13 protein-coding genes and 1 pseudogene are annotated in these 15,304 nt (G+C 62.9%); 11 read left to right on the top strand and 3 right to left on the bottom strand.

The genetic code is table 11. The features are described 5' to 3' along the window. Nucleotides 1-19: 19 nt before the first annotated feature. The 11 genes and pseudogenes from X742_RS164135 to X742_RS164180 all read left to right on the top strand — a co-directional run bounded on the left by X742_RS164135 (nucleotide 20) and on the right by X742_RS164180 (nucleotide 12,033). Nucleotides 20-1,390 (top strand): glutamine synthetase family protein, encoded by a 1,371-nt coding sequence (locus X742_RS164135; protein WP_023770538.1) that lies wholly within the window; start codon nucleotides 20-22, stop codon nucleotides 1,388-1,390. Between the two features lie 103 nt (nucleotides 1,391-1,493). Beyond that, nucleotides 1,494-2,882 carry an aldehyde dehydrogenase family protein gene (locus X742_RS164140; protein ID WP_023770537.1) on the top strand — a complete coding sequence of 463 codons (1,389 nt, stop codon included), beginning with the start codon at nucleotides 1,494-1,496 and terminating at the stop codon, nucleotides 2,880-2,882. 16 nt (nucleotides 2,883-2,898) lie between these two features. Continuing rightward, a complete protein-coding gene (locus tag X742_RS164145; RefSeq protein WP_023770536.1) occupies nucleotides 2,899-4,071 on the top strand; it encodes an iron-containing alcohol dehydrogenase in 1,173 nt (390 codons plus the stop codon). Between the two features lie 243 nt (nucleotides 4,072-4,314). Beyond that, nucleotides 4,315-5,421, top strand: a complete 1,107-nt coding sequence (locus X742_RS164150) for an ABC transporter substrate-binding protein (RefSeq protein WP_023770535.1) — start codon at nucleotides 4,315-4,317, stop codon at nucleotides 5,419-5,421. Between the two features lie 145 nt (nucleotides 5,422-5,566). Then, nucleotides 5,567-6,403 (top strand): ABC transporter permease subunit, encoded by an 837-nt coding sequence (locus tag X742_RS164155; RefSeq protein ID WP_198019181.1) that lies wholly within the window; start codon nucleotides 5,567-5,569, stop codon nucleotides 6,401-6,403. Next, the gene (locus X742_RS164160; RefSeq protein WP_023770533.1) at nucleotides 6,400-7,191 is read left to right on the top strand and encodes an ABC transporter permease; all 792 of its coding nucleotides are present in this window, start codon (nucleotides 6,400-6,402) and stop codon (nucleotides 7,189-7,191) included. The genes X742_RS164155 and X742_RS164160 overlap by 4 nt, the downstream gene beginning before the upstream one ends. Nucleotides 7,192-7,207: 16 nt before the next feature. Beyond that, nucleotides 7,208-8,272 carry an ABC transporter ATP-binding protein gene (locus tag X742_RS164165; RefSeq protein ID WP_023770532.1) on the top strand — a complete coding sequence of 355 codons (1,065 nt, stop codon included), beginning with the start codon at nucleotides 7,208-7,210 and terminating at the stop codon, nucleotides 8,270-8,272. A 158-nt stretch (nucleotides 8,273-8,430) separates the two neighbouring features. After that, nucleotides 8,431-9,984, top strand: a complete 1,554-nt coding sequence (locus X742_RS164170) for a sodium:proton antiporter (RefSeq protein WP_023770531.1) — start codon at nucleotides 8,431-8,433, stop codon at nucleotides 9,982-9,984. A gap of 116 nt (nucleotides 9,985-10,100) precedes the next feature. Then, a pseudogene (locus X742_RS1000000173810) lies at nucleotides 10,101-10,247 on the top strand (EEP domain-containing protein); the annotation flags it as partial. A 24-nt stretch (nucleotides 10,248-10,271) separates the two neighbouring features. Then, the gene (locus tag X742_RS164175; RefSeq protein ID WP_023770529.1) at nucleotides 10,272-11,180 is read left to right on the top strand and encodes an endonuclease/exonuclease/phosphatase family protein; all 909 of its coding nucleotides are present in this window, start codon (nucleotides 10,272-10,274) and stop codon (nucleotides 11,178-11,180) included. Between the two features lie 7 nt (nucleotides 11,181-11,187). Then, complete coding sequence (locus tag X742_RS164180; protein WP_023770528.1) at nucleotides 11,188-12,033, top strand: EamA family transporter; 846 nt, start codon at nucleotides 11,188-11,190, stop codon at nucleotides 12,031-12,033. Between the two features lie 4 nt (nucleotides 12,034-12,037). On the opposite strand, the gene X742_RS164185 is transcribed toward X742_RS164180, so the two are convergent. The 3 genes from X742_RS164185 to X742_RS164195 form a co-directional block, all read right to left on the bottom strand. After that, the gene (locus tag X742_RS164185) at nucleotides 12,038-13,255 is read right to left on the bottom strand and encodes an MFS transporter (RefSeq protein ID WP_023770527.1); all 1,218 of its coding nucleotides are present in this window, start codon (nucleotides 13,253-13,255) and stop codon (nucleotides 12,038-12,040) included. 88 nt (nucleotides 13,256-13,343) lie between these two features. Continuing rightward, entirely contained in the window at nucleotides 13,344-13,661 is a 318-nt protein-coding gene (locus X742_RS164190; protein ID WP_023770526.1) for a Dabb family protein, read from the bottom strand. Nucleotides 13,662-13,670: 9 nt separating this feature from the next. Then, complete coding sequence (locus tag X742_RS164195; RefSeq protein ID WP_023770525.1) at nucleotides 13,671-15,299, bottom strand: choline dehydrogenase; 1,629 nt, start codon at nucleotides 15,297-15,299, stop codon at nucleotides 13,671-13,673. Nucleotides 15,300-15,304 lie beyond the last annotated feature (5 nt).

Below are 15,304 nucleotides of genomic sequence, written 5' to 3'. Positions count from 1 at the left end.
CACTGGAGTGCCAAAGGAAATGGCCGGAAATTTCTCGTTCGATCAGTTGAAGAAAGCGGTCTCCAGCGGCGAGATCGACACTGTGCTGGCATGCATTGTCGACATGCAGGGCCGATTGGCGGGAAAGCGGTTCCTGGCGCAATACTTCGTCGATTCCGCGCATGACGAGACGCATGGCTGCAACTACCTGCTGGCGGCCGACATCGATATGGAGCCGGTGCCGGGCTACAAGGCGGCAAGCTGGTCGAAGGGCTATGGCGACTTCGTCATGAAGCCGGACCTGGCGACGCTGCGGCGCATTCCCTGGCTGGAAAAGACGGCGCTCGTCATTTGCGACGTGCTTGACCACCACACCCACGACGACCTGCCGCATTCGCCGCGCGCCATCCTGAAGAAGCAGGTCAAGCGGCTGAGCGAGCGGGGATATATCGGCTATTTCGCTTCCGAGCTCGAATTCTACCTGTTCAACGAGACCTACGATTCCGCCCGCAAGAAGCATTGGCAGGGGCTCGATACAGCCTCGCCCTATATCGGCGACTACCAGATCGGCATCACCACCAAGGAAGAAGGCGTCATGCGCCGGCTTCGCAACGAAATGGAAGCCGCCGGCATTCCGATCGAGAACTCCAAAGGGGAGTGGGGTCCGGGCCAGGAAGAGATCAATGTGCGCTACGCAGAAGCGCTCGACATGGCCGACCGCCACGTCATCCTGAAAAACGGCGCAAAGGAGATTGCCGAGTCCGAAGGCAAGGCGATTTCCTTCATGTCCAAGTATAATTACGGTCTCGCCGGCAATTCCAGCCACATCCATAATTCGCTGTGGAGCGCGGACGGCAAGACGCCCCTGTTCTTCGACAGACAAGCCGACTGGACCTTGTCGACCCTTGGCCAGCAATGGGCGGCCGGGCAGTTGAAATACGCCAAGGAATTCACCTGGTTCCTGGCGCCCTACGTCAATTCCTACAAGCGCTTCCAAGCCGGCACTTTCGCGCCGACCAAGATCATGTGGAGCGAAGACAACCGCACCGCCGGCTTCCGCCTGTGCGGCGAGGGCACCAAGGGCATCCGCATGGAATGCCGCATCGGCGGCGCCGACCTCAACCCTTATCTCGCCTTCGCGGCGCTGATCGCGGCCGGCCTCGCCGGTATCGACGAGAAGCTGGAATTGCAGAAGCCTTTCGTCGGCGACGCCTACCAGGCTTCTCGTTTGCCGGAGATTCCAAAGACGCTGCGCGATGCGACCGAGACGCTGGCGAAGTCGAAGATGCTGAAACAGGCTCTCGGCGAGGATGTGCTCGAACATTATGTGCACACCGCGAAGTGGGAGCAGTTCGAATACGATCGGCGTATCACGGATTGGGAACTGCACAGGGGTTTCGAGCGGTACTAGGCTGACGCCGCCCCTCACCCTTACCCTCTCCCGTGAAGAAAGGTGTGAGGGGCAGCGTCAAGCCATGTGATTTCGATTGTACAGAAGTGCGAGGACTTAAACGATGACCGAAACGGTCAAACTAAAATCCCCTATCGACGGCTCGATCTATGCCGAGCGGCCGGTCGCTACCGACCAGGCGATCAACGCCGCGGTCGAGCTCGCCAGGGCGGCGCAGGAGAAGTGGGCGCGGACGCCGATCGTCGAGCGTGGCAAGTACATGCTGGCGATGCTGGAAGCACTGGTCGCGATATCAGACGAGATCGTGCCGGAGATCGCCTGGCAGATGGGGCGTCCCGTTCGTTATGGCGGCGAGTTCGGCGGCGTCAAGGAGCGTACCAACTATATGGTCGAGATCGCGGAAGCGGCGCTCAAGTCCGTGCCGGCCTCCAACCCGAAGGACGGCTTCCGGCGCTATGTGAAGAAGGATCCACTTGGGGTGGTCATGGTGATCGCGCCATGGAACTATCCCTATCTGACAGCGGTCAACACCATCGTGCCGGCGCTGATGGCCGGCAACGCCGTCATCCTCAAACATGCCGCGCAGACGTTGCTGGTCGGCGAGCGCTTCCAACAGGCGTTCGACAAGGCCGGCCTGCCAAAGGGCGTGTTCCAGAATGTCGTGCTCAACCATGCACAGACCGAAAAACTGCTGGGTTCCGGCAAGATCGACCATGTCAATTTCACCGGATCGGTCGCTGGCGGCCGTGCTATCGAAAAGGCGGCGGCAGGCACCTTCATGACGCTTGGGCTCGAACTTGGTGGCAAGGATCCGGCCTATGTGCTGCCCGACGCCAAGATGGACCATGCCGTGGCCAATCTGGTCGACGGCGCCTTCTTCAATTCCGGCCAGTGCTGCTGTGGCATCGAACGCGTCTATGTGCACGAGAAGGTCTATGACGAGTTCGTCGAAGGCTTCATCGCCGAGACCAGGAATTATGTCGTCGGCAATCCGCTGGAGCAGGCGACGACGATGGGACCGATGGCGCAGGCGCGCTTTGCCGATCTGATCCGCGAGCAGAAGGCCGAAGCGCTGCGTAAGGGCGCCAAGGCGCACATCGACATGAAGCTGGCTAACGACAAGGCCGGCTCGCCCTATCTGGCGCCGGAGGTGCTGACGCAAGTCGACCACCAGATGAGCGTCATGCGCGAGGAAAGTTTCGGGCCGATCGTCGGCATCATGAAGGTGCGCAACGATGAAGAGGCGATCGCTTTGATGAACGACAGCCCCTACGGGCTGACGGCCTCGATCTGGACGCGCGACACCGAGCATGCGGTGGCGATCGGCGACCGCGTCGAGACCGGCACGGTGTTCATGAACCGCTGCGACTATCTTGATCCGGCGCTGGTCTGGACCGGCGTCAAGGACACCGGCAAGGGCGTTGCCCTGTCGGCACTGGGCTATGACAATTTGACCCGGCCGAAATCATTCCATCTGCGTGAAGCCATCTAATTTTCGAAAGACAAAAATGTCCAAGCTCATCTCCAAATGGAACTACCCCACCACTGTTCGTTTCGGCGCCGGGCGCATCAAGGAACTGCCGGAGGTGCTCGCGGCCACCGGCATCAAGCGGCCGCTTTTCGTCACCGATCCGGGATTGGCGAAACTGCCGGTCGTCGCCTCGACGCTTAGGATTCTCGACGAGGCCAAGGTGCCCTATGGCGTCTTCTCCGAGGTGAAGCCGAACCCGGTCGAGTCCAACCTCACCGCCGGCATCGCGGTGTTCAAGAAGGGCAAGCATGACGGCGTCATCGCCTTCGGCGGCGGCTCGGCGCTCGACCTCGGCAAGCTGATCGCCTTCCAGGCCGGCCAAGTCAGGCCGGTCTGGGACTTCGAGGATGTCGGCGACTGGTGGACGCGCGCCAACTCCGACGCCATCGCGCCGATCATCGCGGTGCCGACCACCGCCGGCACCGGCTCGGAGGTCGGCCGCGCCGGTGTCATCACCAACGAGGAGACGCATACCAAGAAGGTCATCTTCCATCCGAAGTTGTTGCCGGCGATCGTCATCGCGGATCCGGAGCTGTCGGTCGGCATGCCTTCCTTCATCACCGCCGGCACCGGCATGGACGCGCTTGCCCATTGCCTCGAAGCCTATTGCGCGCCGGGCTATCATCCGATGGCCGACGGCATTGCCGTCGAAGGCATACGCCTGGTGTTCGAGAACCTGCCGAAGGCCTATGCCAATGGCAAGGACCTCGTCGCCCGCGCCCACATGATGAGCGCGGCCGCCATGGGCGCCGCGGCGTTCCAGAAGGGGCTGGGTGCGATCCACTCGCTGTCGCATCCGATCGGCGCGCTCTACGACACCCATCATGGCATGACCAATGCCGTGTTCATGCCTTATGTGCTGGCCTTCAATCGCGACTCCATCGAGGAGCGTATTGCCCGGCTCGCCGCCTATTGCGGCATCAAGGGCGGTTTCGACGGCTTCGCCAAGGCCGTTATCAAGCTGCGCAAGGAGTTGAAGGTGCCGCACGCGCTGCCGGGCCTGATCAAGGGGCTCGACATGGACAAGAAGCGCAAGGGGCTGATCGCCGACATGGCGGTGGTCGATCCGACGGCCGGCGGCAACCCGGTCAAGCTGACCAAGAAGGCGGCGCTGACACTGCTCGAAAACGCCATCGCCGGGACGGTCTGAGGCCGGTTCCGGGGTGCGGAAGTTGATCGGGAAACGAGGGGAAAGGAGAGGGGAAGGGGCGATATAGGGGCGGATTAATGATTAGCCGGAAAATTAAGTGATGGCTAATTGCTACAGTCCGTTAAAAAGAGTTAACTTTTCACGCTGCGAGGCGCCGGTTTCACAAAGCTTTCATCTGGCTGTCACACGAAAACGGTACCGCATCGCAGACGTCCAACGGCGTCAGTTCAATGGAGAGAACACATGTTCAAATTCACGGGGAAAATGCTTTCCCTTTCGGCCGCGACCCTGATGGTGTCGTCGGTGATTTCGTCCGCCGCTTCGATGGACGATCTCATCAAGGCCGCCAAGGCCGAAGGCCAGCTCACCACGATCGCCTTGCCGCATGACTGGTGCGGCTACGGCGACGTCATCGCCGGCTTCAAGGCGAAGTATCCGGAAATCACCGTCAACGAACTCAACCCCGACGCCGGCTCCGGCGACGAAGTCGAGGCGATCAAGGCCAACAAGGACAACAAGGGTCCGCAGGCTCCTGATGTCATCGACGTCGGCCTGTCCTTCGGCCCGACCGCCAAGGCCGATGGCCTGTTGATGCCATACAAGGTGTCCACCTGGGACTCGATCCCGGACAGCGCCAAGGATGCCGATGGCGCCTGGTACGGCGACTATTATGGCGTGCTCTCGTTCATGGTGAACAAGGACCTGATCAAGGAGTCGCCGAAGGACTGGGCCGATCTCCTCAAGCCCGAATTCGCCAACGCGGTCGCCGTTGCCGGCGATCCGCGCGCTTCGAACCAGGCCATCCAGGCCGTCTACGCCGCGGGCCTTTCCGGTGGCGCGGCTGCTGGTGAGGCCGCTGGCACCGCTGGCCTCGACTTCTTCAAGAAGCTCAACGCCGCCGGCAATTTCGTGCCGGTCGTCGGCAAGCCGGCAACGCTTGCCCAAGGCCAGACCCCGATCCTGATCAACTGGGATTACAACGCGCTCGCCGGTCGCGACACGCTGAAGGGCAACCCGCCCGTCGACGTCATCGTGCCGAAGACCGGCGTTGTCGCAGGTGTTTATGTGCAGGCGATCAGCGCCTTCGCGCCGCATCCGAATGCTGCCAAGCTGTGGATGGAATATCTCTATTCCGACGAAGGCCAGGTCGGCTGGCTGAAGGGCTATTGCCACCCGATCCGCTTCAACGATCTTGCCAAGAACGGCAAGATCCCCGCGGACGTTCTGGCCAAGCTGCCGCCAGCGGAATCCTACGCCTCGGCCGCCTTCCCGACGCTCGACGAGCAGGGCAAGGCGAAGGAGACCATCAGCAAGAACTGGGACGCCGTTGTCGGCGCCAACGTCAAGTAACGCTTGAAATCCACCGGGCGGCCGCGAGGCCGCCCGGCTTCCCCTCGAAGACGGTAGCCGGCGCATGACCGATCTTACGCTCTCAAATCAGTCCGTTACCACCAAGCCCGCGCCGCCGAACGAGGCGACCACTTTCCGCTTTCCGATGCAGTGGATTGGCGTGGCGCCTTTCTTCATCTTCGTCCTGATGTTCCTGATCCTGCCGACGATCTATCTCGTCCTGGGCGCTTTCCAGAATGGCGACGGTCAGCTGACGCTGGATAATATCCTGCAGCTGATCAGCGATCCCTCGATCAGCGCTTCCTATTGGGTTTCGATCAAGATCAGTTTCTGGTCGGCCGTCATCGGTGCCTTCGCCGGGCTCGCGATTGCCATCGCCATCGTGCGCGGCGGCCTTCCCAACTGGACCCGCTCGGCGACCCTGACTTTTTCGGGTGTCGCCTCGAATTTCGCCGGCTTGCCGCTGGCCTTCGCCTTCCTGGCTACCCTCGGCCGCGTCGGCATCGTCACAACGCTTCTGCGTGACGTTCTCAATGTGAACATCTACGCGATGGGCTTCAATTTCCTCACGACATCGGGCCTGATCGCGGTCTATCTGTTCTTCCAGATTCCGCTGATGGTGGTCATCATCGTGCCGGCCATCGACGGCTTGAAGAAGGAATGGGGCGAGGCCGCCGCCACGCTCGGGGCCACCCAGTCGCAGTATTGGCGCATGGTGGTCATTCCGGTGATATGGCCGAGCTTCCTTGGCACCGTCATCCTGTTGTTCGCCAATTCCTTCGGCGCCATCGCCACGGCTTACGCGTTTGCCGGCCCGGCACTCAACATCGTTCCCATCAAGCTCTATTCGCAGATCAATGGCGACGTGCTGCACAACCCGCAGCTCGGCTATGCCATCGCCTTCGGCATGATCGTCATCACGGGCTTGGCCAACGTCTTCTACATCTGGTTCCGGACCCGGTCCGAAAGGTGGCTCAAATGAAGTCGGGCAAATTCTGGGCCTGGGTCGTCTTCATTGTCGGCGCGGCCTATTTCTTCATTCCGCTGATGGCGACTGTCGAGTTCTCGTTGCGCATGCGCCGCGGCGTCCATTCCTTCGACGCCTACCAGATCGTGCTGGGCGACGCTCGCTTCCAGTCGACCTTCCTGTATTCGGTGGTAGCGGCCGTCTTCACCATCATTCTCGGCGTGCTGATCGTGGTGCCGGCGGCCTATTGGATCCGGCTGCGCCTGCCGCGGCTCAGGCCGATCGTCGAATTCATCACGCTGTTGCCGCTGGTCATTCCAGCCATCGTCATCGTCTTCGGCTATATCCGGATGTACGGCTCGAATTCCCCGCTGCCGTTCCTGGGCAGCAATATGGGAGCGAATGCCCTCCTGGTGATCGGCTATGCGACGCTGGCTCTGCCTTACATGTATCGCGCCGTCGATACCGGGCTGCGCACCATCGATGTGCGGACATTGACCGAAGCAGCGCAGATCCTGGGGGCCGGCTGGGGCACGATCATTGGCCGGGTGATCCTGCCCAATGTCCTGATCGCCGTGCTGTCGGGCGCCTTCCTGACCTTTGCCATCGTCATCGGCGAGTTCACCATGGCGAGCCTCCTCAACCGTCCGGCCTTCGGCCCTTATCTGCAAAACGTCGGCGCCAACCGCGCCTATGAACCGGCAGCCCTTGCCATCATCGCCTTCGCCATTACCTGGGGCTGCATGTCGCTCATCCAGATCCTGTCCCGCTTCGCGCCGAAATCGGCGAACCGCCCGAACTGACCTGAGAGAAAAAGCCATGGCCGAGCCATTCCTGTCGATCCAGCATGTGCGAAAGTCCTACGGGTCCAACACCGTGGTGCAGGATTTCAGCCTCGACGTCGAGCCGGGCGAGTTCGTCTCGTTCCTGGGGCCATCCGGCTGCGGCAAGACGACGGTGCTGCGCATGGTCGCCGGCTTCGAGGAACCATCGGCCGGCAAGATCGTCGTCGCCGGCAAGGACATCACGCGGCTGAAGCCTAACCAGCGCAATGTCGGCATGGTGTTCCAGGCCTACGCGCTGTTCCCGAACCTGACCGTGGCGCAGAACATCGCTTTCGGGCTGAAGGTTGCCGGCATGAACAAGGCCGATGCCGACAGGCGCGTCGCCGAGATGCTCGACATGATCAGGCTGCCGCAGATGGCGGACCGCTATCCCTACCAGCTGTCCGGCGGCCAGCAGCAGCGCATCGCACTGGCGCGCGCGATCGCGCCGAAGCCGAAGCTCCTGTTGCTCGACGAGCCGCTGTCGGCGCTGGACGCCAAGGTGCGCGTGTCGCTCCGCGAAGAAATCCGCTCGATCCAGAAGAAGCTCGGCATCACCACAATCTTCGTCACCCATGACCAGGAAGAGGCGCTGTCGATCTCCGACCGCATCGCGGTGATGTATGGCGGCAAGGCCGAGCAGGTCGCGACGCCGTTCGAGATCTACAACCGGCCGGCGACCAAGTTCGTCGCCAATTTCGTCGGCACGCTGAACGTGCTCGAAGGCAAGGTCACCGACGCCGCCTCCGGCAAGGTGCAGGTCAACACGCAGGAAGTCTCGCTCAAAGGCAAGCTCAACGGCTCGAAGTCCGGCGACACGCTGTCTCTGGCGCTGCGGCCCGAGGCGATTTCGCTCGGCCGCCAGCCCGGCCGCGACTCCAGCCTGACCGGAGAGATTTCCGAAGTGCACTTCCTCGGCTCGGTTATCCGGGTCCGTGTCGGCATCGGCGGCAACACGGTGTCGCTCGACACGTTCAACAACTCCGCCACCCCGCCGCCCGCGGTCGGAGAGAAGGCCGAGATTTCGTTCTCGTCGAGCGATATGCTGGTGCTGCACTAGGTAGTCCGCTGTCGGAAGGCGCTCCCAAACGGGCGCGCCAGCCATCGGGATTTCTCATGCTGTCGGCAGCGACACGGCCCGTGCCAGAGGTGTCCCTGTTGTTTCACGACCATGACTTTGGCACTGCCAATCGCCTCGTTCGGCGGCTACGATAGAGCATGGCTCTTTTCGAACTGACGCTTATCCTCCTGTTGATTGCAGTCGCGCTGACGGCGCTGTCGCGGCGGCTGCAAGTTCCCTATCCGTCGTTGCTGGCGCTGGCGGGCGCGGGCATCGCCTTCCTGCCCGGCATGCCCACCATCGAAATCGACCCGGAACTGGCGCTGGCCTTGTTCATCGCCCCCGTGCTGCTCGACGCCGCCTATGACACCTCGTTGCGCGACCTCAATCGCAACCGGCTGCCGCTCGCGCTGTTGGCCTTGGGGGCGGTTGTTTTCACCACCGCAGCGGTTGCGCTGCTCGGCTGGAAGATGGCAGGCCTGCCGATCGCCGCGGCTGTCGCCCTTGGCGCCATCGTAGCGCCGCCCGATGCCGTCGCGGCGTCGGCCGTGCTCGGACAGTTCAAGGTGCCGCACCGCATCACCACCATCCTGCAAGGCGAGAGCCTGCTCAACGATGCAACCGCGCTGCTGATCTACCGTATCGCTGTCGCCGCCGCACTCGGTCCGTTCCTGCTGAGCAGCGCCGCGCCCATGGTCGCCTTGTCGACCGTTGGAAGCCTGGTGGCCGGCTATGTACTGGGCCGGCTGTCGCTCGCCACGCTGAGCCGCATCGAGGACGCCGCCAGCGGCACCGTTGTGCAGTTCGCCGGCACGTTCGGTGTCTGGATTCTGGCGGACAGGTTGGGTCTCTCGGCGATCATCACAATCGTCGTCTACGCCATGACTATCGCGCAGACCGCGCCACGCCGAATGTCAGCGAGAAAGCGTGTCAGTTCCTATTCGGTCTGGGAGACGGCGGTGTTCGTGCTCAACGTGCTGGCCTTCGTGCTGATGGGTCTGCAGGCGCGGTCGATCGTCGGACGGCTCGCCGGTACGGGAGAGCTCGACGCGTTCATCTTTGCCGCGGCAGTGCTGGCGGTCGTCATCGTTTCGCGCCTGATCTGGGTGCTGGGCTGCGGTGCAATCATCAGGTGGTTTGCCCGCTTTGGCGGCGCCGAGCACCAGCCGGATACGCCGTCCTTTCGCGGCGGCGTGCTCATCGGCTGGTGCGGCATGCGCGGACTGGTAACGCTTGCGGCGGCATTCGCCTTGCCGGTCGAATTTCCTGCTCGCGACCCGATCGTGCTCGCCGCCTTCACGGTCGTGCTCGGCACCCTGGTGCTGCAAGGAATGAGCCTGAAGCCGCTGCTGCGCATCCTGAAACTGGATCCCGACGAAACGGTCGACCGGGAGGTCGCGAAGGCGCGCGTCGTGGTGATGCAGGCTGCTCTCGATGTATTGAGCGGCAAGACCTCGAGCGCCGCAGCCGCTGTGCGCGAGCAATATGCCGCCCAGCGCAAGGTCGCCAAAAATCCCGAGGACGCCCAGGCCGCGACCGAATATGACAGGCTGCGTCTCTATGCCATCAAAAGCCAGCGCGATGCCCTGGAGGAGCTGCGCCGCGACGGCACCATCGGCGACGAAGCCTATCACCGTCTGGAGGAAGAGATCGACTGGACGGAGCTTGCGGCATCGCCGGCAGGGCGCTTCCAGCCGCTGACCACCGACTAGCAGATACCGCGTCTCGACCGCTGCCCTGCTGGCCCAAGCCCCATCCGTCCTCCTGCACATTGCAAGCGATCAGCCGAACCGCTACTGCCAACATCGAAAAGTGAGCCGGATAAGCAATGAAGCTGGTCAGCTACAACATCCAGTACGGATTCGGCAGCGACGGACGCTACGATCTTTCGCGTGCGGCACGCCTTGTCGCCGGCGCCGACATCATCGCCTTGCAGGAGGTCGAGCGGCACTGGCAGCGCAGCGATTTCGATGACCAGCNAAAGTGAGCCGGATAAGCAATGAAGCTGGTCAGCTACAACATCCAGTACGGATTCGGCAGCGACGGACGCTACGATCTTTCGCGTGCGGCACGCCTTGCCGCCGGCGCCGACATCATCGCCTTGCAGGAGGTCGAGCGGCACTGGCAGCGCAGCGATTTCGATGACCAGCCGGAGATGCTTTCCCAGTTGCTGGCCGGGTATCACTGGGTCTACGGCCCAGCCTTCGACATGGATGCCAGCGAGCTGCGTGACGGCCGCCTGGTCAATCGCCGCCGGCAGTTCGGCACCATGGTCATGTCGAAGCTGCCGATCGTCTGGTCGCGACTGCACGCGCTGCCGATGCGCCGCACACTGCGGCCGCTCAACACCCGCAACGCCGCGCTCGAATGCATGATCCGCACGCCGGCGGGGCCGGTCAGGGTGCTGTCGCTGCATCTCGCGCACATCGCGGCGGAAGAGCGGCTGGAGCAGATTGATTATCTCATGACCGAGCACCGCCGGGCACAATCGGAAGGCGGACCGTGGAGCGGCGCGGATGACGAACCTTCGCGTAACTGGACACATGGGGAAGTCGAGCCGGAAAATCCGCTGGCGACAATCTGGATGGGCGATTTCAACATGGAACCCGGCAGCGCCGAATATCGCCGAATTGTCGGCGGCACGCCCTATCATCGGGGTGCTGCCTATCTCGACGGCTTGGTCGATGCCGCTTCTGTCGCCAGCGAGCCGGTGGCGGATTTCCATACGCATGAGAAGATCATCGACGGCAGGCTGGCAAAGCGCCGGCTTGACCATTGCTTCGTCGGCGGCATGCTGGCCGGGCGTGTGCGTTCGGTTGGATCAGACATCGGCGAGGTGGCTTCCGACCACTTCCCGGTCCGGGTCGACATCGATCTCGAGACGCCCTTCGGCTGGGGAGGTCGATGAGCTCCCTATGACGCTTTTCGTCTTCTTCGCGGTGCTTGCCGCGGCCGCCATGCACGCGATCTGGAACGCCCTGGTCAAGGTGCATCTCGACCGCTTCCTGTCGATCACGCTGATGACGCTCGGCATGGGCACTGCTGCCCTCGTCGTGCTGCCCTTCGTCGAGGTGCCGAAGGCGGAGGTCTGGCCCTACATCATCGCTTCGGTGATCTTCCACATGGGCTATCGCACCTTCCTGATCGGAGCCTACCAAGCCGGCGATTTCGCCCAGACCTACCCGCTGGCGCGTGGCACGGCACCCCTGCTGGCCGCGATTGGCGGCATGTTCGTCGTCGCCGAAGTGCCGGCGCCGCTTGCCATCCTTGGCATCCTGCTTTTGTCGGCCGGCACGCTGGTGATGTCGTTTCGCGGTGGCGCGCATCTGGAGAAGCTGAACCTGCGCGCCGTCGGCTATGCGCTGGGCACGTCGATCTTCATCGCCAGCTACACGCTGTCCGACGGCAGCGGCGCGCGGCTGGCGGCAACGGCGCAGAGCTATGCCGCCTGGCTGTTCATCTGCGATGCATTTGGGGCGCTGGTGCTGTGCCTCGTTTTCCGAGGGCCCAAGGCGCTTCCCGTTCTGGCGCGCGACTGGAAGACGGGACTGTTCACCGGTGTGCTTTCCGGCGCCGCCTACTGGATCGTCATGTGGGCGATGACCAAGGCGCCGATCGCCTCGGTGGCGTCGCTGCGCGAGACTTCGATCCTGTTTGCCATGATGATCTCGGTCTACGCCCTCGGCGAGAAGATGACAGGCTGGCGCGGCGCCGCCGCGCTCAGCATTGTCGCGGGCGTCATCGCGCTGAGGATGGGTTGACCTCTCAGCCGAGCACCGTCATTACCTGGCCGCGCCGCTCCGGACTGAAGCGGATGACGACGATGATGCAGACGGCGACCACGCCGGCAAAAAGCGCCAGCGCATAGCCATAGCTGCCGCCGGGGGCTTCGGCGATCCCGGCCTGATATGGACCGCCATAGGAAGCGGCGAGATTGCCAGCCTGATAGATGAAGCCGGGCAAGGTGGCGCGCACCGCACCGGGAGAAAGCTCGTTGAGGTGCACGGGGATGACACCCCAAGCGCCCTGCACCGCGACCTGCATGATGAAGGCGCCGATGGCCAGCATGAACGGCGTGGAACTGTAGGCCCATAGCGGGATTGCCGGCAGGGCGATGATGCAGGCCAGGGTGATGGCGTTGACACGGCCGATCTTCTCGGACAGCGCGCCGAATGCCAGGCCGCCGACGATGGCGCCGATGTTGGCAACGATGGTGATCCAGCTCACCGTATGCGGATCAAAGCCATGTTGCTTCTTCAAAAAAGTCGGGTAGAGATCCTGTGTGCCATGGCTGAAGAAGTTGAAGAACATCATCAGCACGACAGCATAGAGCGCGACGCCCCAGTGCTTCTGTAAGGTCTCCAGCATTCCCGGTCGAGCGGTTTTCTGTGCCTCGACGAAGGCAGGAGATTCCGGCACATGCGAGCGGATGAACAGGACGATCAGCGCCGGGACGAAGGAGAGCAGGAACATGGCGCGCCAGCCGATCGTGTAGCCGCCGATCGTCTGCTGGTAGAGCAGGCCGTAGACCACCGCCGCCAGCAGATAGCCGGCAGGATAGCCGCATTGCAGGATGCCCGAGACAATGCCGCGGGCGCTCGGCGGGACGGATTCCATGGCAAGCGAGCTGCCAAGGCCCCATTCGCCGCCCATGGCGATGCCGAACAAGGCCCGCAGCGCCAGGAAGATGCCGAGATTGGGCGAGAAGGCGGCGAGCGCGCCGATCACCGAATAGCTGACGATGTTGAGCATGAGAATGGGCTTGCGCCCGTATTTGTCGGCTAGCATGCCAAAGAAGAACGCGCCGATGAAGCGCGTGGCCAAGGTCAGGAACAGTGCCTTTGATACTGCCGGGACATCCGTCTGGAATTCAGTCGCAATATCGGTGAGCAGGAATGTCAGAAGGAAGAAATCAAAAGCATCGAGCGTCCAGCCCAGGAATGAGGCCAGGACGGTTTTCTTCTGCTCGGTAGTGAGGTTCAAGGCGTCCTCCTTTGCATCCCCCAGGAACGATATGTCGCCCTGTCGGCAAAAGAGAACAGAGATCAGCCGGCTTTCGGAAGGCCGGCGGTCACTTTTTCGTAAGATCGAGATCGAAGACCATCAATCCCTCCGTGCCGCCTTCGAGGGCCGCGACCAGCCGGGCGCCGGCACGCTGATGCGCCCCATGCACGAGGTAGGAGTCGCGGGCGGCGGCATCACGGAAATCGATGGTGAAGCCATGGCTGAAACCTCGCGCGAAAGGCTCTGGGCTGACATTGGTGCTGAACCGGACGGTGCCCATGCCGTTGATGACGGAGCGAAGCGCCTCGAGATCGGCGTGAATGGCCTTGCGCTCATCGACGCCGATGTCGTTGCGGAACCTGACAAAGACACAGTGCCTGATCATTTTCTGCTCCTATGCCACGCGGTTGCCGGAAAACACCGCCGGCGGCAGCGGCTCGCGGCCGAGGATCAGGTCGGCACCCTTTTCGCCGACCATGATCGTCGGTGCATTGGTGTTGGAGGAAGGCACGCGCGGCATGACAGACGCATCGCAGACGCGCAGCCCCTCGATGCCGCGCAGTCTCAGGTCCGGCGCCACCACCGCCATGTCGTCATTGCCCATGCGGCAGGTGCCGACGGGATGGTGGTCGGTCTTGGACGTGCGGCAGGCATAGTCGATCAGCTCATCGTCGCTGGCGAGCGACGGACCGGGCAGCACCTCGCGCAGCACGTAAGGGGCAAGCGCCTTCTGCCGCATGATCTCGCGCGCCAGCCGCAGGCCCTTGAGCGACATGTCGCGGTCATAGGGATCGGACCAGTAGTTGGGGTCGATCAGCGGATGGTCGGCGGGATCAGCGCTTTTCAGCCGCACCGTGCCGCGCGAGCGCGGGCGCAGGAAGGCCGAGTTCAAGGTGACGCCCGGGTTCTTCAGCTTCTCGACGCCAGCCTCGATGCCGGAGCCAAGACCCAGATGAAACTGGATATCTGGCGAGGCGGCGGTCGGGTCGGCGTACCAGAAGCCGCCGGTCTCGAACAGGCTGGAAGCCACCGGTCCCTTCTTCAACAGCAGATATTGCAGGCCAGCCCAGGCCGTGCGGTGCAGCTTGGCATAATTGTCGTAGGTATGGTCGCCGGTGCATTCGGCGATGACGAACAGGTCGAGATGGTCCTGCATATTGGAGCCGACGCCGGGCAGGTCGTGCACCGGCGTGACGCCGACCGATTTCAGGTGGTCGGCCGGGCCGATGCCCGACTGCATCAAAAGCTTAGGCGAACCGATGGCGCCGGACGAGACGATCACCTCGCGGTCGGCGCGCAGGATTTTTGTCTCGCCGCCCGGCCTGTCGACCACCTCGACGCCGATGGCGCGGACGTTCTCGACGACGATGCGGGTGACCAGTACGTCGGTCCGGACGGTGAGGTTCTTGCGAGCGCGGATCGGCCTGAGATAGGCGACCGAGGCGGAGGAGCGCCGGGCATCCTTCTGGGTCAGCTGATAGTAGCCGACGCCTTCTTGGGCAGCGCCGTTGAAATCCGGATTGAAGGGAATGCCCATCTCCTGGCCAGCGCGGAAATAGGCCTCACAGATCGGCAGCGGCGAAATCGGGTTCGACACGCCGAGCGGGCCCTCGTCGCCGTGGAAATCGTTGGCGTAGCGCTGGTTGTTCTCGGCCCGTTTGAAATAGGGCAGCACGTCGCGGTAGCCCCAACCGGCCAGCCCTTCCTCTTTCTCCCAGGCGTCGTAGTCGCGGGCATTGCCGCGCGTGTAGATCTGGGCGTTGATGGAGGAGCCGCCACCAACCACCTTGGCCTGCGTGTACCAGAAGACGCGGTCGTTCATGTTCCTCTGCGGCACCGTCGACCAGCCCCAGGAGGCGATGCCCTTGGTCATCTTGGCGAAGCCCGCAGGCATATGGATATAGGGGTGCCAATCCTTGCCGCCGGCTTCGAGCAGCAGCACGGAATTGGAGTGATCCTCGCTCAGCCGGTTGGCCAGCACGCAGCCGGCCGGGCCGGCGCCCACGATGATATAGTCGGTCATTGTCT

It is taken from the genome of Mesorhizobium sp. LNHC229A00 (assembly GCF_000502415.1).
GTDB lineage: Bacteria > Pseudomonadota > Alphaproteobacteria > Rhizobiales > Rhizobiaceae > Mesorhizobium.
The sequence above is the reverse complement of the archived record's forward strand: the minus strand, read 5'-3'. Positions and strand labels throughout refer to the sequence as shown.

What these genes read in the sequence shown, in the direction of transcription:
- X742_RS164180 (WP_023770528.1), top strand. Translation starts at nt 11,188, where the DNA reads ATGACGCTTTTCGTCTTCTTCGCGGTGCTTGCCGCGGCCGCCATGCAC.
- X742_RS164135 (WP_023770538.1), top strand. Translation starts at nt 20, where the DNA reads ATGGCCGGAAATTTCTCGTTCGATCAGTTGAAGAAAGCGGTCTCCAGC.
- X742_RS164195 (WP_023770525.1), bottom strand. Translation starts at nt 15,299, where the DNA reads ATGACCGACTATATCATCGTGGGCGCCGGCCCGGCCGGCTGCGTGCTG.
- X742_RS164190 (WP_023770526.1), bottom strand. Translation starts at nt 13,661, where the DNA reads ATGATCAGGCACTGTGTCTTTGTCAGGTTCCGCAACGACATCGGCGTC.
- X742_RS164150 (WP_023770535.1), top strand. Translation starts at nt 4,315, where the DNA reads ATGTTCAAATTCACGGGGAAAATGCTTTCCCTTTCGGCCGCGACCCTG.
- X742_RS164160 (WP_023770533.1), top strand. Translation starts at nt 6,400, where the DNA reads ATGAAGTCGGGCAAATTCTGGGCCTGGGTCGTCTTCATTGTCGGCGCG.
- X742_RS164175 (WP_023770529.1), top strand. Translation starts at nt 10,272, where the DNA reads ATGAAGCTGGTCAGCTACAACATCCAGTACGGATTCGGCAGCGACGGA.
- X742_RS164165 (WP_023770532.1), top strand. Translation starts at nt 7,208, where the DNA reads ATGGCCGAGCCATTCCTGTCGATCCAGCATGTGCGAAAGTCCTACGGG.
- X742_RS164170 (WP_023770531.1), top strand. Translation starts at nt 8,431, where the DNA reads ATGGCTCTTTTCGAACTGACGCTTATCCTCCTGTTGATTGCAGTCGCG.
- X742_RS164145 (WP_023770536.1), top strand. Translation starts at nt 2,899, where the DNA reads ATGTCCAAGCTCATCTCCAAATGGAACTACCCCACCACTGTTCGTTTC.
- X742_RS164155 (WP_198019181.1), top strand. Translation starts at nt 5,567, where the DNA reads ATGCAGTGGATTGGCGTGGCGCCTTTCTTCATCTTCGTCCTGATGTTC.
- X742_RS164140 (WP_023770537.1), top strand. Translation starts at nt 1,494, where the DNA reads ATGACCGAAACGGTCAAACTAAAATCCCCTATCGACGGCTCGATCTAT.